We start from the raw sequence: 20,727 nt of genomic DNA on the forward strand, positions 1-20,727 counted from the left end.
CCCCTCAAGGGGGAGGTCGGGTGGGGGTTTACGGCGTATGATAATTAGCGCCGCACACCCACCCCCAGCCCCTCCCTGAAGGGAGGGGAGAGGAATAGAATGCGCATAATCTTCATGGGAACGCCCGAATTCGCTGTGCCGACGCTGGATGCATTGGTGGCGGCGGGGCATGATGTGGTGGCGGTGTATTCGCAGCCGCCCAGCCGTTCGGGGCGCGGGAAGCAGGAGCGGCCCTCGCCTGTCCAAGCGCGTGCGGAGGAGCTGGGGATCGCAGTGCGCCATCCATTCAGCCTGAAGGGAGCAGAGGAGCAGGAGGCGTTTGCCGCGTTGCAAGCCGATGTCGCGGTGGTCGCCGCCTATGGTCTGCTGCTGCCGCAGCCTATTCTCGATGCGCCAAAGCACGGCTGCCTCAATGTCCACGGCTCGCTGCTGCCGCGCTGGCGGGGGGCGGCGCCGATCCACCGTGCGGTGCAAGCGGGCGATGCGGAGACGGGTATCACGATCATGCAGATGGAAGCGGGGCTCGATACAGGGCCGATGTTGCTCAAAGCTGCGACGCCAATTGACCGCAAGACCACCGGCGAATTGCACGACGAACTGGCGCAATTGGGTGCCGGGTTACTTATCGAAACGCTGGCCGAACTCGGCAATATCGTGGCTGAAGAGCAGGATTGTGCCCTCGCCATCTATGCGCCCAAGATCGACAAAGCAGAAGCGCGTCTGGACTTCACCCGTCCCGCTGCGGAACTCGAACGCGATATCCGCGCCTTTGCCCCCTTCCCCGGCGCCTGGTTCATGCTGGGTGAGGAGCGGATAAAACTGCTGCTCGCCGAAGTTGTCGATGCCTCGGGCGCGCCGGGTGAAGTGCTCGACGATCGCCTCACCATCGCCTGCGGTGAAATGGCGCTGCGCCCGCTTAAGTTGCAGCGCGCGGGCAAGCCGGCGATGGCGCTGGAGGATTTCTTGCGCGGCAATCCGGTGGCGGCGGGAACCACGCTCGCATGACCCGCTTCGCCCTCACCATCGAATTCAACGGCGGCCCGTTCTTCGGCCTGCAACGGCAGGACAACGGCCCCTCGGTGCAGCAATGCATCGAGGAAGCGGCTTCGCGCATTACGGGTGAGGCGATCACGCTCCACAGCGCGGGGCGCACCGATAGCGGCGTTCATGCGCTGGGGATGCGCAGCCATTTCGACACCGACAAGGATATCGCGCCCTTCCGGCTGATGGAGGCGCTGAACGCGCACCTGCGGCCCGATCCCATCGCCATCACCGCCTGCGAGGTGAAACCCGATGACTGGCACGCGCGTTTCTCCTGCACCGGTCGCAGCTACGAATACCGCATCCGCAATCGCCGCGCGCCGCTAACGCTGGAGAAAGGCCGCGCCTGGCACGTGGCCAAACCGCTCGAACACGAGGCGATGCACGAAGCGGCGCAGGCGCTGGTGGGCTTGCATGATTTCACGACCTTCCGCAGCGTGCATTGCCAGTCGGCGAGCCCTGTGAAAACGCTCGACCTGCTCACCGTCAGCCGCGAGGGTGAAGGCGTGATCATCCGCGCCGCCGCGCGCAGTTTCCTGCATCATCAGGTGCGTTCGATGGTCGGCTGTCTCGCATTGGTCGGGCAAGGGACATGGGCCGTCGAGCAAGTGGCAGAGGCGCTCGCAGCGAAGGATCGTGCCGCATTGGGGCTGAATGCCCCGCCAGAGGGTTTGTATTTCGTCGCTGCGAAATATCCCGACGAAGCCTAGCCATCCCGTCATTGCGAGCGTAGCGAAGCAATCCAGTCCCGTCGCTACTGGATTGCCGCGTCGCCTGCGGCTCCTCGCAATGACGGCAATTGGGAGATTTTCAAATGACCACCACAGGCCGCCAACTCGTCTCCACCCTTACCGCCGATGGCACCATGACGCTGGCGCTGGAGGAAAAGACCTTCCCCGCCCCCACCGGCAACCAGGTGCTCGTGCGGATGGAGGCCGCGCCGATCAATCCGTCCGACCTGTTCCTGATGACGACCGGCGCCGATCTTGCGAATGCCACTTACGAGCCCAGCAAAATCACCATGCAATTGCACCCGCAAGTCGCTGCCGGGCAGGCCGCGCGGCATGGCAAGCCGCAGACGGTCGGCAATGAAGGCGCGGGCACTGTTTTCGCGGCGGGCGAAGGCGAAATGGCGCAGGCGCTGATGGGGCAGCGGGTCGCCTGCGTGCCCGGCAATGCGTTCGGCGAATACGCCCTTGCCGATGCGATGATGTGCATTCCGCTGGGCGAGCACACGTCAGAACAGGGCGCAAGTTCCTTCGTCAACCCGATGACAGCACTGGGTTTTGTCGAGACTGCCAAGCGCGAGAGACACGAAGCGATTATCCACGCCGCTGCCGCATCGAACCTGGGGCAAATGCTCGGCCGCATTTGTCAGGAGGACGGCATGGCGCTGGTCAATATCGTCCGCCGCGAGGAACAGGCCGCGATTCTGCGCGAACAGGGCGAACAGCACATCGTGAATTCCTCCGCCGAGGATTTCGAAAAGGCTCTGGCCAAGGCGATTGGCGAGACGGGCGCCTTTCTCGGCTACGATCCGATTGGCGGCGGGCAGACGACCGACATCTGCCTGCGCGCGATGGAGCGGGTGGCCGCCTCGCAAATGACCGAATACAGCCGCTACGGCTCGGATCAGGCGAAGAAGATGTATATCTACGGCCGCCTCGATCTCTCGCCGACGATCCTGACGCCAAGCTATGGTTTTGGCTGGACGGTGTCGGGCTGGCTGCTGATGCCCTTCCTCGCCAGTTGCGATGTGCCGACGCTGATGGGCCTTCGCCAGCGGGTGGTGAGCGGCCTCACCACCACCTTCGCCAGCAGCTACAAGGCGCGCGTGGGGCTGGAGGAAATGCTCACCAAGGATGCGATCATGGACTACGCGCAGATGAAGACGGGCGAGAAATATCTGGTGGTGCCGGCGGGGTAGCTTTAACTTACGGCCCCCCGCCCTGCGCTTCCAGCTCTTCCTCCAGTTTGCGCCGGATCGCCTCTTCATCCACGTCGAGCGCAACGCCGCCATCGCGCACGCCGACGCCGACCGGCACGCCATCGAAATCGGTTTCGAACACCGCCTCGCCATCGCGGATAATCAGGCGGCGGCCATCGCCCAGCGGGATGTCGCCGAGTTCGGGCACATCGAGCGGCTTGACCGGGCCTGAGGGGTTGGGTGTCGGCACCGGCTCGGTGGGCGCAGGTGCTGCCCCGGCTCCCAATGCGCCGCGCATGAAATCGCGCCAGATGCGCGCGGGCAAGCCGCCGCCGGAGACGCCATCAAGCGGCGTGTTGTCGTCATTGCCGATCCACACGCCCACCACCAGATCGCCCGCATAGCCGACGAACAGCGCGTCGCGATTGTCCTGCGTGGTGCCGGTTTTGCCGTAATTGGGAATGGCGAGCATCGCCGCGCGCCCCGTCCCGTCATTGATCGCGCTGCGCAGCATATCTTCGATTGCGGCATGATCGCGACTGCTCAGATCGCCCGAATTGCCCCACAGCCAGTCAAACCAGCCCTCTTCCTCTTGCGGGAAAGCGCGCGGGGTGACGGGGAAAGAATTGGCGGCGACACCGGCGTAGGCGGCGGTGAGTTCGATCAGGCTGACCGAGCTGGTGCCCAGCGCCAGCGAGGGATCGCCTTCCGCCAGCTCGCTCCTGATACCGAAATCGCGCGCGGTCTCGATCACCGCCGCGCTGCCGACATCGTTGAACAGCCGCACCGCGGCGACGTTGGACGACTGCGCAAAGGCCTCGCGCAGAGTCAGCTCGTCCTGATACTCGTCATTGTAATTGCTGGGGCGATAGGTGCCGGTGGTAAACTCTGCGCCCGAGATGGTGTCGTCCAAATCCCAGCCATTGCGCAGCGCGGCGAGGTAAACGAACAGCTTGAAGGTGGAGCCCGGCTGGCGGCGCGCCTGCGTGGCGCGGTTGAAGGGACTGTCCGAGTAATCCCGGCCACCGATCATCGCCACAACTTCGCCATTGGTGCGCATGGCCACCAGCGCCACTTGCGCCTCCCCCAGAGGGGCGCGCTCGACCACGCGGCGGGCAATGCCCTGCAATTCGGAATCGAGCGTGGTGGTGAGCGTTTGTTCGGAATAGCCGTTCTCGGTCAGCCGCCGCGCTTCGGGCAGTGCCCAGTCGGCGAAATAGGTGCCGGTTGGCAGATCGTTGCGGGTGCGCACGTCCAGCTCCGGCACCGCCATCGCGTCCGCCTCTTCCTGCGTGATATATCCTGCGGCGACCATCGCGTTCTTGACCAGCGCATAACGCGCCGCTGCCGCTTCGGGATTGCGCGTGGGGGCCAAGCGGCTGGGGGCCTGCAACAGCCCGGCCAGCATCGCTGCCTGCTCGGGCCGCAGATTCTCCGGCTGGCGATAGAAATAATGCAAGCTCGCCGCACGGATGCCGTACATATTGTCGCCGAAATAGGCGTTGGAGAGATAGCGTTCGAGGATTTCATCCTTCGTCAGCCAAGCCTCCAGCCAGAACGCGATGAGCGCCTCGCGCGCCTTGCGCGTCAGCGTCTGTTCGGGCGTGAGGAAGGTAAATTTGGCGAGCTGCTGGGTAATGGTCGAGCCGCCACCCACGCCGGTAATCGCCGCACGCGCAATGCCGCGCGGGTCGACACCCCAGTGCGAATAGAAGCGTCTATCCTCGATGGCGAGGAAGGGTTCGAAGACGTGATCAGGCAGGTCGGCAATCTGTACCGGCTCGTCCACCACCGCGCCGTTGCGGGCAATCGGCGTGCCGTCAGCCGCCAGCAGGGTCAGCTGCGGCGGCGCAATCGGCTGCAGGCTTTTGGAAAGCGGCGCGGTAATCGCGAGATAGCCGACCAGCAGGAAGAAGACGAGCAGGATACCTGCGATCCAGCGGCTGATCCACCATAGCCAGGATTTGCCCCGCATCCGCGCGGGGAGAAAGCGCCGCCAGCCCTGCGGTGCGGCCATAGGCGGCAGATAGTCTCCCGGCATACCGCCAGGGTGGCCACCAGGATAGGCATGCGTAGGGTAATCCTCGTCATCATCACCCAACCCGTGCAAGGGCGACCATGGCGCATTTTCGAGCGCAAGGTCGCGCTCGCTCCAGCCGCCCGCCGCCTCGCGCCTGTCGCGCTTGCTGAAAAGGTTACGCCACATTGTCTCTACACTGAACCACTAGCCAGTGTGTTAGCAAGGCAATACAGCAATGGCGAGCGAATTTTGGCCAATTCCGCCGGTTCCCCTCAATGGTCACGCGCAGCGCTGCTAACGCGTGTTGCCTGAATATCAGGTGATGCGCCGCCCTACCAATATGGAAACCCCAATATGGAAACCTTCCGGCCATAAAAAAGGGGGCGGATGCCGCAGCGCCCGCCCCATTTCTATCGACTGATCCAGCGCGATCAGGCGATATTGTACTCGTCCACAATCTGGCGATAGTTCGAGTTCAGCTCGTAACCCAGATCGGCAAAGGAAGCGGCGCTCCAATAGCTGATATAGTTGGGGTCCGAAATGAAGCCGGTGAACAGCTCATTGGTGTAGGTTGCATCGTCCCAGTGGCCGAATGCCGTGCCCTGGCCACCATCGGTTTCGATGGCGATCGTATCGTCGCCATTGAACTGCAAAGCGTGCTCCGCCGAAGCCAGCGCACCGCCGAAAGTGTTGTCGGGAAGCAACAGGCCAAGACGATCCCACAGCGTGCCCAGACCCAGCACGTGCGCCATTTCGTGCACGACGATATCGTCGAACAGGCCAAGCCCGTTGAACGCATCGGCATCGGCGATATCGAATTCCATGATGCCCTTCACCGTCAACTGGCTATCGGTGCGAATGGAGCTCGGACCGGCGCGACCGAGCACGCCGCCCGAACCGTCGATATTGATGAGCGAGGCGGTGATGACGAGGTCGTCAATCGTTTCCGTGGTGGCGCGCTTGCCGCGACCACTGGTAATCGTCACGTCCTGCAGGTCACCGACGATAAGGGAGGAGTAGAAATCCGCCGCTGCGACAAAGATGTCATACAGCGCCTGCGTCCACGTGCCTTCGAACACGATGGTGATGTTGAACGCGCCTGCGGCACCACTGGTGTAGGGGCTGAAGGTGGTGCCACCGCCGCCGTCACCACCGCCGCCGCCGCCGCCGGGCGTGCCACCGGGCTTGGCATTGGCGAGATCGACACCAAAGTGCTCGACATCGATTTCGCGCACCAGATTAACGTCTTCCACTTGCTGCTTGCGGCCAAAGGCCTTGGCAAACGTGCGGTAATCGAGTCCCAGCGAAACATCCTCTGCCATCTGGCTCGTGAAGGATTTGTACATCAACGTCCCCTTACATTCTTGTTTTGCGCAAGCACCCCTGTGCTGCTGACTCGAATGTTACCCGCTTTGCTTGCGGGGGCAATAAGGGATTTGGATAATCCCCTGTTCACCGGACAGCAAAAACGCCCGCTTCGTCGGATTTTACAAGAATCCGACGAAGATCGGGCGATCTGCTTGTGTTAGTTGGTTATCTTTACTCGCCGCCCTGCACCGGGCCGCCGAACACATCGCCGAAGAAATCGCCGGAGTTCCACGCGGGCGTTTCCGGCATATTGCCGACATCGCGCACCACCAGATAGGCGATATCCGCAAAGCGGCCCAGCTGTTCGTAGGCGATCAGATCGGCCTCGTCAGACGGTTCGTGATAATGGGTGGAAAGGAAAGACGTCTGCGCTTCCTGCCCGCCATTGCCGAAACCGATTTCGACATAGACCGCAGGGATGCCGGCGCGGACATAGGAGTACTGGTCGGAACGGAAGAAGAAATTCTCGCCCGGATTGGGATCGGGCACCAGCGTCAGGCCATAGGCCGCGACTGCCGCATCGACTGCCGCGCCCAGATTGGATCGATCCGAGCCGAACGCCACGACATCCACGAAGGGATAAGTCAGCACCGGCATATCGACATTGACGTTGGCGACGATGGAACCGTTGTCCAGATCCTGATTGTTGGCGTGATAGGACGAACCGAGCAAGCCCAGCTCCTCAGCGCCCAGCGCGGCAAAGATGACCGGCCGACGCGGCGGCTCTGCGGCGAGCAGACGCCCCATTTCGAGCAGCGCGGAAACGCCCGTCGCATTGTCCATCGCGCCGTTATACAGCTGGTCATTGTCTGGCCCGTGGCCAGCCTGCAGCCCTTCATGGTCAAGATGCGCGGTGATGACGACATATTCGTCCGCCACCGAAGGATCGGTGCCCGGCAGCATCGCCAGCACATTGCCGGTGGTCAGCTCGTGCTCGTATGCATTGGCGTAGCTGACGCGCACGGTGCGATCGATTTCAAAGCTCGGCATATCGCTGCCCGGCGTGCGCAGCGCGGCGTTGAGCGCGTCCATATCGAACGCGGTTCCGGCGAGCAGCTCGCGCGACAGAGCGGGCGAGGCAACCAGCGCAAATTCCAGATCGCCGCCGCCGTCAAAAGCGACCCCGTCCGGCCCCGCCCAGGTCAGGCCGCCGACATTGCCGAAGAAGCTGACTGCGCGCTCATACGGGATATTCTGCGCTTCGGGCCACACCATGATCGCACCAACCGCGCCCGATGCGGCAAAGCGTTCCGCCCCCGCCTGCAACAGGTGGGTGGAGAGCAGCGAATCGAGATCGTCATGCAGGTCAAACACCCAGACGACGATCTTGCCTTCGAGGTCGACACCTTCGAGATCGTTGTAGCCGAGCGAGGGGATTTGCAGGCCGTGGCCGACAAACACCAGTTCGGCTTCCACCGTTCCGGCGCCATCTTCACCGCCCGCGCTGGCAAAGCCGCCGCCGACAAAATCCGTGCCGTATTCGGCCTTCATGCGGCTGCCATCGGCGCCGATAATGCCCATCCGCGTATCCGCCGCCGCACTATGGCGCACCAGATTGAAGCTCTGGTAGTAGCTGTCTCCGTCGCCCGCTGGCAGCAGGCCGATATCGGCATAGCGGCCCGCGACATATTGCGCCGCGCGTTCATAGCCATCGGTGCCCGCCTCGCGGCCTTCCATCGCGTCATCAGCCAGCGTGCGCACGTCATTTTCCAGCGTCGCGCGGTCGGTCAGCGGATTGGTCGAAACCGACGGATCGGCAACCTGCGCGGCAGCCGGTACCGCAACGAAAGCGAGCGCCGCAGCGCCGATGAGCAAAACGTGTTTCATGTAATCAAAGGATCCCGTTCAATGTCCAATATGCGCGGACGCTACACACCCGTGCATGAACCGCAAGTGGCGTGCGCAAGCCGCCGCTGCAAAACTTACCAGCCATAGGTGGTGCGCACCTCGCTGGGGACCACGACAAACTCGGTCGGGTTGATTTCCGGCGTGACGCGCAAGGTGGCGCGGTTTTCCTGCCGCACCGCATCGATCACCTCGAACCGCAGGCCGAACATATAGAAGCCGCCGCGATTGCCCTCGCCAAAACGCACATCGTTGAACCGGCGGGCGGTAAAGCGGCCGCTTTGCCAAGTGTCGAAACTGCGGGTGCTGCCCCGCTGGATCACATCAAGCTGCAACTGCACTACGCTGCGCCCCACCCGGATCATGCTGATGCGGGCGATGTCGTCGGCGGTACCCATCGGCTCGGCCATCAGGTCTTCGAACGCCAGAGGTTCAACCGCGCCCAGATCGACGATTCCCGGCCCGTCGCCCAGCACAATCGCACGATCGAGCAGCAGATCCTTGTCGCTGTCCTGCAGGCAAACGACCTTGTCCTGCAACGAATTCAGCATACTGCCGAACATCGCGCCCATGAAGCCGGAACCCTCCTGCGCCTCTGCCACACGGCTGCGGGTGCAATAGGCGACCTCGCCATTGTCAAGCAGCGCCTTGGGCAGCAATTCGCCCGCAGGAAGGGTCAAAGTCTCGCCGTCCTGCTCGATCACGACATCGCGGCTGAGCCGTGTGGAGAAGGCCCAGCGCAGCGGCAGTTCGAGCACCGCCTCGCCCTCGACAAACTCGCGCTCCAGCCGCTCGGTCGCACCGGGCAGAATGATGATCGGCGATTGCTGCCAGCGCACCGGTGCCTGTGCATCTTCCTGCGCCATGGCAGGAGTTACCGACGCACCCAAGACGAATGCAGCGACGTAAACCGAGCTAAACTTCATCGACCCTGCTCCCCAAAGGCCGGTGCTAGCGGACACCGGCGACTTGCAAACTACCCCTTCACCACGCTTTCGGGCAATTCCTTGCCGAAAACACGCTGGTAATACTCGGCCACCAGCATCCGTTCTGCCTCGTCGCACTTGTTGAGGAAGCTGAGGCGGAAGGCGAAGCCGGGGTCGCCGAAAATCTCGGTGTTCTGCGCCCACGTGATCACCGTGCGCGGGCTCATCACGGTCGAGATGTCGCCATTCATAAAGCCCTGCCGCGACAGGTCTGCCACGCGGATCATGTCCGCCACCAGATCGGCCCCCAGCGTCGTCTTTGCGCCGACAATCGCGCGCTCGGTTTCGGCGGGCAGATAGTTGAGACCGACCACGATGTTCCAGCGGTCCATCTGTCCCTGGTTGATCGCCTGCGTGCCATGATACAGCCCGCTCGTATCGCCGAGGCCCACCGTGTTGGCGGTGGCGAAAAGGCGGAAATGCGGATCGGGGCGGATCACGCGGTTCTGGTCGAGCAGGGTCAGCTTGCCTGCCTGTTCCAGCACGCGCTGAATCACGAACATCACATCGGGGCGGCCCGCATCATATTCGTCGAACACCAGCGCCACCGGATGCTGGAGCGCCCATGGCAGCAGGCCTTCACGGAACTCGGTCACCTGCAAGCCATCGCGCAGCACGATCGCATCGCGCCCGATCAGGTCGATCCGGCTGATATGCGCATCGAGATTGATGCGCACGGTCGGCCAGTTGAGCCGCGCGGCGACCTGTTCGATGTGAGTCGATTTGCCCGTGCCGTGATAGCCCTGCACCATCACCCGGCGGTTGTGCGCAAATCCGGCGAGGATCGCGAGGGTCGTGTCGGGATCGAACACATAGCTGTCATCGGTATCGGGCACACGTTCATCCGCCTTGGAGAAGGCGGGAACTTTCATGTCGATATCGATACCGAACACCTCGCGCACGCTGACCTCTGTGTCGGGCGCTGCAAGGATGGTGGAGCCGGTTTCGGAAGGTTTGGTCATATCATTCATCTCGCCGCGCTGCCTAGACGGGGGAGCGGTGTGCTGCAACACGGGATATCGGCGAGCATTGCCGGTTTACCCGATTTTTGGCGGGAGCTTGACGCTGGCTACGAAACGGGCAAGCACAGTAGCGTCGCCTTCCACACGAACGGCTGCCAATTCCGCCAAGGGCACATCGCCATAAACATGCGCCGCAACAAGCGGTGCTGCGGGAGCGTGAAGAATGGCCTGAGCGCCCTCTGCCGGTGTCCGGCGGATCTTGAGGCTGTCCGTTCTGACGGTAGCGCGAAATGCCTGCCCTGCGACCACAAAACCCAAATCCGCTTCCAGCCCGTCTGCCAGCGCGGGATCGAACATTGTCCGAAAGCTCATCATCAGCGATGCGGGCGACAACGGCAGCGTGGGATCATGCGCGCAAGACATCGCTGCCCAGCGGCCCATTTCCATAATCGCCGTTTCTGCCGCATAACCCCACGCGGTAAGCTCATACACCTGTCCAGCAGCAGGCGGTGCGAGCTTGCGCCGGATGAGCACGCCAGCCGCTTCGAGCCCGGCCAGCCGCTCGGTCAGCACCTTGGCCGAAATACCGGGCATTCCGGCGCGCAAGTCCGAAAAGCGTAATGCACCGAACATAAGCTCGCGTACGATCAGAAGAGCCCAGCGCTCTCCGATGACTTCCATGGCGAAAGCGGTACCACAGGCATCGCCATACCACTTGCCGTGCCCCGATTTGGTTTCCTTTGGTAACTTCATAGTTGCTTTTGGTAACTCAATACGCCAGCCTGTGCAAATCGCGAGTCGCAGACGAGGGAGGTTTGCAATGTATATTCAGGGTTTCCTGTTGGCCGTTCCAGAGGACAAAAAGGCCGCCTATGCCGAAGTCGCCATGCGCGCGGGGCACAAGTTCCGTGAATACGGCGTCACCGAAATTGTCGAAGCGTGGGAAGACGATGTGCAGGACGGCAAGGTCACCGATTTCCGCATGGCAACCAAGGCCGAGGCGGGAGAGAAAATCGTCTTCAGCTGGATGATCTGGCCCGACAAGGCCACTGCCGAAGCGGCACACGCGAAAATGGAGGGCGATCCCTTCTGGGATATGGACGCGATGCCGTTTGACGGGGTGCGGATGATGTGGGGCGGCTTCACTCCGCTTGTGACGATGGGCCGCGATTGACGCGCGCATATGTTCATGCAATGTTCTTTTATGGGGTACGGGTGTGGGAGCCCGGTGATGGGAGGAAGTAATGGCAAATCAACATGGTGACTGGGTCTGGTACGAATTGATGACCCCCGACTCGGATAGCGCGCAGGCGTTCTATGCTGGACTGCTCGGCTGGAGTTTTGCGGATTCGGGGCAGGAAGGCGTCGATTACCGGATGTTTTCGGCGGACGAAAAGCCGGTGGGCGGAACCCTGCAATTGACGCCGGAAATGATCGAACACGGAGCGCATCCCGGCTGGGTCGGCTATATCCGCGTGGACGATGCCGCAACGGCAGTCGCCTCCGCACGCGCGGCGGGGGCGAATGTGCTGATGGAAGGCAATGAAGTGCCTGGTGTCGGCCCCTTCGCCATGCTGCAAGACCCCGAAGGCGCAGCGTTCTACGTGATCGAAGACCGCTCGGGCGAAGAGAGCCACGCTTTCTCCACCCATGAAGCTGCGACTGGCACCTGCGCCTGGAACGAGCTGATGGCGGCCGATCCGGTGGCGGCGATGGCCTTCTACGGCAGCCAGTTCGGCTGGGTTGTCGCGGACAGCATGGATATGGGCGAAATGGGCAAATACGACATGCTCAAATGCGGCGCAGACCGCGATTTTCTCTTCGGCGGGCTGATGCGCCGGATGCCGGAAATGCCCGTGTCGGCCTGGGCCTTCTACTTCCGCGTGCCGCTGATCGATGCGGCGGTCGAATTTGTTACCGCCAATGGCGGCCAGGTTATCAACGGCCCGATGGAAATTCCCGGCGGCGAATTCATCATCAACGGCATTGATCCGCACGGCGCGATGTTCTCACTGATCGGCAAGCGGGAGAGCTGAGATGGCCGGCAAGCTAGCGATCTGCCTGTGGTTTAGTGGTGCCGCAGAGGAAGCCGCGCGCTTCTACTGCGACACTTTCCCAGATAGCGAGATGGGCGGAGTGAACCGCGCACCCGCAGACTATCCCGGCGGAAAGGCTGGCGATGCGCTGACGGTCGGGTTCACTTTGCTTGGGCAGGAAATGCTTGGCCTCAATGGTGCGGCGGAGAATACCTTCACCGACGCGGTTTCATTTCAGGTTTTCACCGACTCGCAGGAAGAAACCGACCGCTACTGGAACGCGATCGAGAGCAATGGCGGTTCGCCGATGGCGTGCAGCTGGATCAAGGACAGGTTCGGCGTCCGCTTCCAGATCGTCCCGCGCATCCTGATGCAGGGTTTGGGTCACGAAGATGCGGCTGTTCGCGGACGGGTTTTCACAGCGATGCAGCAAATGGTGAAGATCGACCACGCCGCCGTTGAAGCGGCGATTGCGGGAGAGTGAGATGCAGGAACTCAGCGTAACAATCTTCATCCACGCACCTCCCGCGAAAGTCTGGGATGTCATGGCGCACCGGCAGGAGGAGTGGTTCTGTCCTTCCCCGTGGCGGTGCGAGATCTTGCGTGATGACAAGCGCGCGGGCGGTGCCATTGCCTCGGTTTTTCGCGGCCCCGATGGCGAGGAAATGCCGCATGAAGGGCTCTATCTGGCGTGGGACGAAGGGCGGCTTTTCGCCACCACCGATGCGGTAACGGCAGACTTGCAACCCGCCGGGCCGTTTATGATCGGCATCTGGGAAATCGCGCCCGAAAGCGATGGCACGCGCTACACCGCTCGCGCCCGTCACTGGCGCGAAGAGGATCGCAAGGCGCATGAGGACATGGGCTTTGTGCAAGGCTGGGAAGCCTGTGCCGCACAGTTGAAAGCCCTGTGTGAAGGAGAGGCCCAGTGAGCAGCTATACCCTGTTTTTCAATCCGATGAGCCGCGCGATGATCGCCAAATGGGCCTTTGCCGAAGCCGGCGTCGAGCCGGAGCTGGTGATGGTCGAGTGGGAGAACAAACCGCAATCGCTGCTCGATGCGAACCCGATGGGCAAGCTGCCGACGGTGATCCACCATCACGGCGAGCACGATCATGTCATCACCGAAGCAGCAGCGATCTGCCATTACCTCGCCGAAATGGAAGCGCCCGACCTGCTTCCGCGCAGCGAGGAGAAGGCGGATTACTTCCGCTGGTTGTTGTTCGCCGCCGGGCCAATGGAGAGCGCGGTGATGAACCACGCGATGGGCTGGGATCCGGCAGGCGAGCGGCAGGAAGGCATGGCGGGTTTTGGCAGCTATTCCCGCGTGATGGATACGATGGATGCCATGCTTTCGAGCCGTGACTATGTCTGCGGAGACCGGTTCACCATGGCCGATGTCTATGTCGGCAGCCAGTTCGACTGGGGGCTGAATTTCGGCACGGTCGAACCGCGCGACAGCTTCAGGGCATATCAGGCGCGATTGCAGGCTCGCGAAGCCTATCGGCAGGGCATGGGACCGGCGGAAGACTGACGCTGGAATTGCGCCGCGCCCTGCCCCATATCGCGGGCATGGCGCGGCCTGATCCTATCGAATTTGCCCGGCTGAAACTGGTCGAGCGCGTGCGCGCAGCGTTCAACGATTCGTCCAAGGGCGAAACGCCGATCCCGCCTTCGGAAGAGGCCTTTTTCGCGCCCGACACGCCCATCCGCATGGTGCACGCCGATCTTGTCAGCATGATGGTGGGCGGAATGTCCGCGCTCTTGCTGCAAATGCTCCATCCGCACGCGCTGCAAGGCGTGCTCGATTTCAGCAATTTCCGGGAGGATATGCATGGCCGCCTGCGCCGTACCGCGCGCTTTATCGCCGTCACCACCTATGGCCACCGCGACGATGCCGAGGCGGCGATTGCGCGGGTGAACCGCATTCACGCGGCGGTGCAAGGCACACTGCCCGATGGCACACCCTATCACGCTACCAATCCGCGCACGCTGGCATGGGTGCACGTGACCGAGGCGACGATGTTCCTCGAAGCCTGGCTCACCCACGTCAAACCGCAAATGCCGCTGGCCGAGCAGGACGAATATTTCCGCCAGTTCGCTCTCATTGCCCGCAAGCTGGGGGCCGATCCGGTGCCGGAAAGCAAAGCTGAGGCGCAAGCGGTGTTCCGCGAACTGCGCACCGATCTGCGCCCCACTAAGGAAGCGCGCGACGTCGCGCAGCTTGTGCTCACCCACAAGCCGCCCGGCCCAGCGGGCACGATCCAGCCTTTCCTTGCCAATGCGGCGGTCAGCCTGCTCCCGCCCTTTGCCCGCACGATGCTGGCGCTGGAGAACCCCGGCGCCCGCGCGACGCCATCACGGCTGGTGACCCATGCACTGGGCAGCACGATGCGCTGGGCGTTCCAGCAGCGGCCCTAAGCAAACGCCGCCGCCTTGCGCAGCAACTGATACGCCTCCACCACCCGTTGCAGGCGCGCTTCATAGGCACGGTCGCCGCCGTTGCGGTCAGGATGGTAGCGCCGCACGAGTTCGGAATACCGCTGCCGCAGCTCGGTGCGCTCGACCTTTGGCCCCAGCCCCATGACCTGCAAAGCCTCGCGCTCCTCCCGCGAAAAGCGGCTTTCATTCTCTCGCCCCCGCCCCGCCGCCGCGCGTTTGATCTCGCTCGCCCGCGCGCCGATTGCATCGAGCGGATCGGCAAAATTCGCCCAGCGGGGCATCCCGTCGATTCCTGCGGTGGGGGAGAAGGCGGGGCTCTCACTCGCCCAGTCTGCGCCGGGAGACTGCGCGCGGTAAATCTCGTCCGCGCTCATCCCTTCGAACCAGTCATAGCCCGCGTTGAATTCGCGCACATGGTCAAGGCAGAACCAGCGCCACTCGCCCGGCCCGTCAAACGAATTGCCGCGCGTGCCCGGTGCGCGGAATTCGCCCGGTTCGCGGCAGGTCGGATGCTGGCACATCCGCCCCTGGCTTTCATATCGCCCGTGGAATCGCTCGTTTCGCATGAGCGCACCAGAATGGGGATTGCGCCGCGCCAAAGAAACCCCCAATTTCGCCCGTATGGCCCAAAATATCGCACAAGAAATCACCGCGCTGCTCACCGCCGCGCTCGCGCCCACGCGTCTCGATGTCATCAATGATAGCGCCCAGCACGCGGGCCATTCGGGCGATGACGGCAGCGGCGAAAGCCACTTCACCGTGGTGATCGAAAGCGCGGCTTTTGCGGGCAAGAACCGCCTCGCGCGCCAACGACTGGTGCTTGCCGCGCTGGGCGATATTCCCGGCAACCGCGTCCATGCCTTCGCGATGAAATGCTCTGCTCCCGGAGAGACCGCATGAGCGTAGAGCTGTGGTACTGGCCAAACTTCCCCGGCCGGGGCGAGTTCGTCCGGCTCTACTGCGAGGCCTTTGGCATCGATTACACCGATATGGCGCGCGAGCAGGGCGCGGATGCGCTGGTGGAGCATATGCACGGCCTGCAAGGCATCCGCCCATTCGCCCCACCCTATATCGTCGATGGCGATGTGGTGATCGGGCATACCGCGCATATCCTCGCCTATCTGTCCGACAAGGAAGGGCTTGGCTCGGGCGAGCTGGAAATTGATCTGCAATTGATCCAGCTGCAACTCGATATCGCCGATCTCGTGGAGGAAGTGCACGGCGTCCATCACCCGGTGGCGAACGAGCTGTATTACGCCGACCAGATGGATGCCGCCTTTGAAAAGGCAGGCCATTTCCGCGCGCGGCGGATTCCCAAATATCTGATCCATTTCGACAATGCGATTGCCGCCAGCGGCGGGCCGTTCGTGCTCGGACAGCAGCCGACCCATGTCGACACCAGCCTGTTCCAGCTGATGGAAGGGCTCGACTATATGTTCCCCAATTATATGCGCGCGATGCAAGGCAGCTGGGCCTATCTCGAAGGTCTGCAGGGCGCGGTGCCCGATCTGGAAGGGGTGGCTGATTATCTCGCCAGCGAGCGGCGGATGGAATTCAACGAAGACGGGATATTCCGCCATTACGAGGAGCTGGACGAGCTATGAGCATTCTCACCACCGTCACCCCTGTCAGCCATGATCTCGGCCAGTTCACCGTGCGCCGCGCGGTGCCTTCGCTGGCTGCGCGGATGGTGGGGCCGTTTGTGTTTGTCGACCAGTTCGGCCCGGCGCAGCTTGATCTTGGCAAGGGCATGGATGTGCGTCCCCACCCGCATATCAATCTGGCGACTGTGACGTGGCTGTTCGACGGCGAATATGCCGGCGCGATCGAGCATCGCGACAGCCTCGGCACGTTCAGCACGATCCGCCCCGGCACGGTGAATCTGATGACGGCGGGACGCGGTATCGTGCATTCGGAGCGGAGCCCGCAGGACGAACGCGCCAAGGGGCCGCGCCTCTACGGGATGCAGACGTGGCTGGCTTTGCCCGACGGCAAGGAGGAGATTGACCCGGCGTTCGAAGCCGTTAGCGACCTGCCATGGATCGAAGGCGACGGTGCGCGCGCTTGCGTTATCATGGGCGAATTGTGGGGCGCGCGGGCGGCGACCACCTGCCATGCCGAGACGATCTATGCCGAAATCCTGCTTCAGCCGGGCGGCTCTATCCCGATCGACGCCGAAGCGGACGAGCGCGCGGTGATGCTGGTGGGCGGCGAAGCGAGCCTCGATGGCGAGCCGCTGGCGCTGTATGATCTGAACGTGCTGAAACCCGGCGAAGCGATGACTCTTGCCAGCCAAACGGGTGCACGCGCGATGCTCCTCGGCGGCGAGGCTTTTGCCACCAAGCGCCACGTGTGGTGGAACTTCGTCAGCTCGGATCGCGAGCGGATCGAGCAAGCGAAGGAGGACTGGCGCGAAGGCCGGTTTGCGAAGGTGCCGGGGGATGAGGAGGAGTTTATTCCGCTTCCCGAAGGCAAGCCGAAGACTGTGAGCGAGCCTTGAGCATAACTATCGTCATTGCGAGCGTAGCGAAGCAATCCAGTCCCGTCGTAACTGGAATGCCGCGTCGCCTGCGGCTCCTCGCAATGACAGGTGACTAAGGAGAGAGACGGCGCTATCTCGCTCGCCATGAAACACACACTCCTCACCCTCGCCGCCCTTACCCTCGCCACCCCCGCCCTCGCGCAGGAAGCCCCGGCCGAGCCCGCCGCCGGCGCGCCCGGATCGATCCAATGGCACAACGCGCAGCAGGCCGCGCTGCATGGTCTCAGCCGTGACGATGGCTGGTACCGGCTCGATGGCGGCGTCATGTTCCGCCGCACTGCGGGCGATGGCACGGGCCCCGCACCCGAAGTCAGCGACCAGATCACCATCCACTACACCGGCACCTTTCTCGATGGCAGCGTGTTCGACAGTTCGGTCGCGCGCGGTGAACCCGCCACTTTCCCGCTGTCCGGCCTGATCCGCGGCTGGCAGATCGCCATCCCCTATATGGGCGTGGGCGACACGGCGGAAATCCGCATCCCCGCGGAAAGCGCCTATGGCCTCACCGGACGCGGCCCGATCCCGGGCGGTGCGACCCTGTTTTTCACCATCGAACTGCTCGCCATTCCCAGCAAAGGCGTGTGAGCGTGAGCGCGCTAACGCCCGTCACCCTGCCCAACGGCATTACGCTGGACGTGTGGGATAGCGGCCCGAAGGATGCGCCCGCGCTCATCTTCCTGCACGGCTTTCCCGAAAACCACCGGACGTGGCGGCACCAGATCGCGCATCTGAACCCGCGCTTCCGCTGCATCGCGCCCGACCAGCGCGGCTATGGCAATTCCTCCGCCCCCGAAGGCGCGGAGCATTACGAGGTTGCCGCGCTGATCGGCGATATTTTCGCGCTCGCCAAAACCTTGGGCGTCGAGCGGTTTACGATTGTCGGGCATGATTGGGGCGGCGCGCTTGCATGGGGCGTCGCGGCTTTCGGGCAGGCGATGGGCGTGGTTGATCGCGCGATCATCGCCAATGCGCCGCATCCGGCGGTGTTCCAGCGGCTGCTGTTCGAAAACGAAGCACAGCGCGCCGCCAGCCAGTATATGCGCACCTTCCGCGATCCCGCGCATGACGCGCTCATTGCGACAAGCGGACTGGCAGGCCTGCTCGCCAGCGCGCTCACATGGGACAGCCGCCCCAATTACGACCCCGCCGAAGTCGCGCTGCTGATGGAGCAATGGAAGCGCCCCGGCAACGCCTTCGCGATGCTCAACTGGTACCGCGCGAGCGGGATCAAAGTGCCGCCGATGGATGAGCCGATTGGCCTGCCCAAGGACTACACCGACCCGCCCTTCCCCGCGCTTACCATCCCGACGCTGGTGGTGTGGGGCATGGGTGACGAGGCGCTGCTACCCGCCAATCTCGACGGCTTGGGTGACTGGGTGGAGGATCTGACGGTCGAGCAAGTGCCCGGTGCCGGCCACTTCATCCCGTGGGAAGCGCCCGATGCGGTGAATGCGGCGATGGATGCGTTTCTTGCCGGCTCCGCCTAAACACGGCGGCTTAAACACCCCTGTCATGTTCGGCTGGCAAACCCTTAGCATCGAAGGGAGATTTGCCGTGACCACAGATCGCGACGTAACCAAAACCTACAGCCGCAAGCACACCATCCAGAAGCTGGAACGGCTGGTCGAGAGCCTGAAAGAAGGCAAGGCATTCACGATCCAGATTGCGGGGGAACGGCTCCGCATTCCGGCGACGACCGGGTTTTCGATTGAGCATGACGTGGCGGACGGCGAGCACGAGCTGGAATTCCAGTTCCGCTGGCGGGACAAGGATTAAACCTCAGTCAGCAACCCACTCCACCCAGGTTCCATGCGGGTGGCTTTCGGTCAGCTTCACCCAGTCTTCTCCATCCGGCCAATGGCGCACGCGGCATTCCTGCCGGAAGGTCTCGCGATTGGTCTCGGACATGATCCATGCCAGCGGCGCGTCGCGGGTTGCCGCAGCGCCGGCCGCCTCCATCGCCGACGTAATGGCCGCGCGGGTGGTCTCGGGCAGATACTGCCACATAACTGTATGGAACAGCACCCGCGTCACACCGTTGTGGGCAGGCTCTGCCAGCATGGCTTCGACAAAGGCTCCGGCATCCTGCTGCACCAGATCGGGCGGGGCCTCCCGGGCCATCGCAATCGCCGCGTCTAACCGCGCCATCCGCGCCTTCGCTTCAGGCCAGATATAGGCGCGCAACATCGTAGCCCTTACCGGGTCACGCAGGTCGATGGGGGCAATGTCGCTGCCTTTGGCGGAGACAATTGTGACGGCAGCGTCAGGCGGCGGTGCTCCGCGCCATTCGGGGACGATATGGATGGAGGATGTCGCCGCACCCGCGCTCACACCGCCCAGATCGAACGAGAAGCGCCCCAGCATGGTGTTGATCCCTGCACTGGCGCCGATTTCATTGAGCACGAATGTCGGCCCCGCGCCTTGCGCCGATAACCACAAGAGCGCCGCCATGATATTGGCCGAGCGACCCGCCTCGTTGGTCTGCGGCGGGTGATCGAGCCACGGCAGCAATTTGCAATCGAACGTCTGCACTGCCTCCACCACAATCGCATCGACCTGCGCCTGATCGGTGATGCGGCCGCTATAGACATCGCCCAGCCGCCGCTTTTCACCCGCGAGATGCAGCGCGTGAAGCCCGCCCGCAATGCGCAGCGGCATGGCGTCTTCCAGCGTCAGCCCCTGCCATCCCGCTATCCGTCGACCCGTAGCGGTATCGCTCTCCATCACCGCTAGCAGCGCGCGCACCACACGCGCTGTGCCTGGCGCACCGGAGTTCTCGGCGTGTTCGGCCTGCCATGCAATCGCCTCCGCCACACTCCTAATCGCCATTACGCCACCCGCTGCCATATCCGTTGCCCTTTGCTGCCTTCGCCCCTACATCGCGCGGCGATGACCGACGTTCCTGCCAACCAACCGCTGATTTTCGCCGTTCCCAAGGGCCGCATTCTCGAAGAAGCGGTGCCGGTGATGGAGCGTGCGGGTGTGGTGCCCGAAGCGGCTTTCCACGACAAGGCTGACCGTTCGCTCAGCTTTGCCGACGAGAGCGGCGAAATGCGCATTTTTCGCGTGCGCGCCTTCGATGTGGCGACCTTCGTGGCGTTCGGTGCGGCGCAGATGGGCATTGTCGGCTCCGACGTGATCGAGGAATTCGACTACTCGGAGCTGTATGCGCCGGTTGATCTGGGCATCGGCGCGTGCCGCCTGTCGGTCGCCGAACCCGAAGTGCCGATCGACTATGCCTATGGCAATGCGAGCCACCTGCGCGTCGCGACAAAGTATCCGAACATCACCAGCCGACACTTTGAAAAGGAAGGGATTCAGGCCGAGTGCATCAAGCTTAACGGGGCGATGGAACTCGCACCGTCGAGCGGGCTGGCGAGCCGGATCGTTGACCTTGTTTCGACCGGCCAGACCTTGAAATCGAACGGCCTCGTTGAGAAAGACACGATCATGCAAGTGACCAGCCGCCTGATCGTCAACCGCGCCGCGCTGAAGACCGATCCGCGGGTTGCCGCTTTGGTCGAACGGTTCCGCAATGCCATGGCGGAAGGAGCCTGA

General features: G+C 63.0%; 24 protein-coding genes. 16 read left to right on the plus strand and 8 right to left on the minus strand.

Features of this window, described 5'->3' with window-relative positions; genetic code table 11:
• The first annotated feature begins 99 nt into the window (after nucleotides 1–99).
• From fmt to GC121_RS14335, 3 genes are all read left to right on the plus strand, one after another.
• Complete coding sequence (gene fmt, locus GC121_RS14325; RefSeq protein WP_151975358.1) at nucleotides 100–1,005, plus strand: methionyl-tRNA formyltransferase; 906 nt, start codon at nucleotides 100–102, stop codon at nucleotides 1,003–1,005.
• Complete coding sequence (truA, locus tag GC121_RS14330; protein WP_151975359.1) at nucleotides 1,002–1,751, plus strand: tRNA pseudouridine(38-40) synthase TruA; 750 nt, start codon at nucleotides 1,002–1,004, stop codon at nucleotides 1,749–1,751. The genes fmt and truA overlap by 4 nt, the downstream gene beginning before the upstream one ends.
• A 104-nt stretch (nucleotides 1,752–1,855) precedes the next feature.
• A complete protein-coding gene (locus GC121_RS14335) occupies nucleotides 1,856–2,968 on the plus strand; it encodes an alcohol dehydrogenase catalytic domain-containing protein (RefSeq protein WP_151975360.1) in 1,113 nt (370 codons plus the stop codon).
• A gap of 7 nt (nucleotides 2,969–2,975) precedes the next feature.
• Here GC121_RS14335 and GC121_RS14340 read toward each other — a convergent pair whose 3' ends face one another.
• The 6 genes from GC121_RS14340 to GC121_RS14365 form a co-directional block, all read right to left on the minus strand.
• A complete protein-coding gene (locus tag GC121_RS14340) occupies nucleotides 2,976–4,985 on the minus strand; it encodes a transglycosylase domain-containing protein (RefSeq protein WP_370513770.1) in 2,010 nt (669 codons plus the stop codon).
• A gap of 434 nt (nucleotides 4,986–5,419) precedes the next feature.
• Nucleotides 5,420–6,334 (minus strand): hypothetical protein, encoded by a 915-nt coding sequence (locus GC121_RS14345; protein ID WP_151975361.1) that lies wholly within the window; start codon nucleotides 6,332–6,334, stop codon nucleotides 5,420–5,422.
• Nucleotides 6,335–6,527: 193 nt separating this feature from the next.
• Nucleotides 6,528–8,183, minus strand: a complete 1,656-nt coding sequence (locus tag GC121_RS14350) for a M28 family peptidase (RefSeq protein WP_151975362.1) — start codon at nucleotides 8,181–8,183, stop codon at nucleotides 6,528–6,530.
• Nucleotides 8,184–8,278: 95 nt separating this feature from the next.
• Nucleotides 8,279–9,127, minus strand: a complete 849-nt coding sequence (locus GC121_RS14355) for a hypothetical protein (RefSeq protein ID WP_151975363.1) — start codon at nucleotides 9,125–9,127, stop codon at nucleotides 8,279–8,281.
• A gap of 50 nt (nucleotides 9,128–9,177) precedes the next feature.
• Nucleotides 9,178–10,158, minus strand: coding sequence for a cobaltochelatase subunit CobS (gene cobS / locus GC121_RS14360; protein ID WP_151975364.1), 981 nt, complete (start codon nucleotides 10,156–10,158; stop codon nucleotides 9,178–9,180).
• A gap of 66 nt (nucleotides 10,159–10,224) precedes the next feature.
• Nucleotides 10,225–10,902: a helix-turn-helix domain-containing protein gene (locus GC121_RS14365; protein ID WP_151975365.1), complete on the minus strand. Its 678-nt coding sequence runs from the start codon at nucleotides 10,900–10,902 to the stop codon at nucleotides 10,225–10,227.
• A gap of 67 nt (nucleotides 10,903–10,969) precedes the next feature.
• On the opposite strand from GC121_RS14365, the gene GC121_RS14370 reads away from it, so the two are divergent.
• The 6 genes from GC121_RS14370 (at nucleotide 10,970) to GC121_RS14395 (ending at nucleotide 14,606) form a co-directional block, all read left to right on the plus strand.
• A complete protein-coding gene (locus GC121_RS14370) occupies nucleotides 10,970–11,323 on the plus strand; it encodes a DUF1428 domain-containing protein (RefSeq protein WP_151975366.1) in 354 nt (117 codons plus the stop codon).
• Nucleotides 11,324–11,393: 70 nt separating this feature from the next.
• Entirely contained in the window at nucleotides 11,394–12,185 is a 792-nt protein-coding gene (locus GC121_RS14375; protein WP_151975367.1) for a VOC family protein, read from the plus strand.
• 1 nt (nucleotide 12,186) lies between these two features.
• Nucleotides 12,187–12,669 (plus strand): VOC family protein, encoded by a 483-nt coding sequence (locus GC121_RS14380; protein ID WP_151975368.1) that lies wholly within the window; start codon nucleotides 12,187–12,189, stop codon nucleotides 12,667–12,669.
• A 1-nt stretch (nucleotide 12,670) separates the two neighbouring features.
• Nucleotides 12,671–13,117, plus strand: coding sequence for an SRPBCC domain-containing protein (locus GC121_RS14385; RefSeq protein ID WP_151975369.1), 447 nt, complete (start codon nucleotides 12,671–12,673; stop codon nucleotides 13,115–13,117).
• Nucleotides 13,114–13,719, plus strand: a complete 606-nt coding sequence (locus GC121_RS14390; protein ID WP_151975370.1) for a glutathione S-transferase family protein — start codon at nucleotides 13,114–13,116, stop codon at nucleotides 13,717–13,719. Before GC121_RS14385 ends, GC121_RS14390 begins: the two co-directional genes overlap by 4 nt.
• Before the next feature lie 38 nt (nucleotides 13,720–13,757).
• Nucleotides 13,758–14,606: an oxygenase MpaB family protein gene (locus GC121_RS14395; RefSeq protein ID WP_151975371.1), complete on the plus strand. Its 849-nt coding sequence runs from the start codon at nucleotides 13,758–13,760 to the stop codon at nucleotides 14,604–14,606.
• On the opposite strand, the gene GC121_RS14400 is transcribed toward GC121_RS14395, so the two are convergent.
• Nucleotides 14,603–15,193, minus strand: coding sequence for a J domain-containing protein (locus GC121_RS14400; protein WP_151975372.1), 591 nt, complete (start codon nucleotides 15,191–15,193; stop codon nucleotides 14,603–14,605). The two genes, GC121_RS14395 and GC121_RS14400, sit on opposite strands and share 4 nt — an antisense overlap.
• Before the next feature lie 55 nt (nucleotides 15,194–15,248).
• Here GC121_RS14400 and GC121_RS14405 point away from each other — a divergent pair, with 55 nt between their 5' ends.
• From GC121_RS14405 to GC121_RS14430, 6 genes are all read left to right on the plus strand, one after another.
• The gene (locus tag GC121_RS14405) at nucleotides 15,249–15,527 is read left to right on the plus strand and encodes a BolA family transcriptional regulator (protein ID WP_151975373.1); all 279 of its coding nucleotides are present in this window, start codon (nucleotides 15,249–15,251) and stop codon (nucleotides 15,525–15,527) included.
• Nucleotides 15,524–16,231 (plus strand): glutathione S-transferase, encoded by a 708-nt coding sequence (locus tag GC121_RS14410; RefSeq protein ID WP_151975374.1) that lies wholly within the window; start codon nucleotides 15,524–15,526, stop codon nucleotides 16,229–16,231. Before GC121_RS14405 ends, GC121_RS14410 begins: the two co-directional genes overlap by 4 nt.
• Complete coding sequence (locus GC121_RS14415; RefSeq protein WP_151975375.1) at nucleotides 16,228–17,127, plus strand: pirin family protein; 900 nt, start codon at nucleotides 16,228–16,230, stop codon at nucleotides 17,125–17,127. The genes GC121_RS14410 and GC121_RS14415 overlap by 4 nt, the downstream gene beginning before the upstream one ends.
• 126 nt (nucleotides 17,128–17,253) lie before the next feature.
• Nucleotides 17,254–17,754, plus strand: a complete 501-nt coding sequence (locus tag GC121_RS14420; protein WP_151975376.1) for an FKBP-type peptidyl-prolyl cis-trans isomerase — start codon at nucleotides 17,254–17,256, stop codon at nucleotides 17,752–17,754.
• A 2-nt stretch (nucleotides 17,755–17,756) separates the two neighbouring features.
• Nucleotides 17,757–18,656, plus strand: a complete 900-nt coding sequence (locus GC121_RS14425; RefSeq protein WP_151975377.1) for an alpha/beta fold hydrolase — start codon at nucleotides 17,757–17,759, stop codon at nucleotides 18,654–18,656.
• A 67-nt stretch (nucleotides 18,657–18,723) separates the two neighbouring features.
• Nucleotides 18,724–18,945, plus strand: coding sequence for an amphi-Trp domain-containing protein (locus tag GC121_RS14430; protein ID WP_234421282.1), 222 nt, complete (start codon nucleotides 18,724–18,726; stop codon nucleotides 18,943–18,945).
• A 3-nt stretch (nucleotides 18,946–18,948) separates the two neighbouring features.
• Here GC121_RS14430 and GC121_RS14435 read toward each other — a convergent pair whose 3' ends face one another.
• The gene (locus GC121_RS14435) at nucleotides 18,949–19,998 is read right to left on the minus strand and encodes a DUF2332 domain-containing protein (RefSeq protein WP_234421283.1); all 1,050 of its coding nucleotides are present in this window, start codon (nucleotides 19,996–19,998) and stop codon (nucleotides 18,949–18,951) included.
• A gap of 60 nt (nucleotides 19,999–20,058) precedes the next feature.
• Between GC121_RS14435 and hisG the strand changes: the two genes are divergently transcribed.
• On the plus strand, nucleotides 20,059–20,727 hold the full coding sequence (gene hisG / locus GC121_RS14440; RefSeq protein ID WP_151975380.1) for an ATP phosphoribosyltransferase: 669 nt from the start codon (nucleotides 20,059–20,061) through the stop codon (nucleotides 20,725–20,727).

The organism is Erythrobacter sp. EC-HK427 (assembly GCF_902498745.1).
In the GTDB taxonomy this organism is placed as follows: domain Bacteria; phylum Pseudomonadota; class Alphaproteobacteria; order Sphingomonadales; family Sphingomonadaceae; genus Alteraurantiacibacter.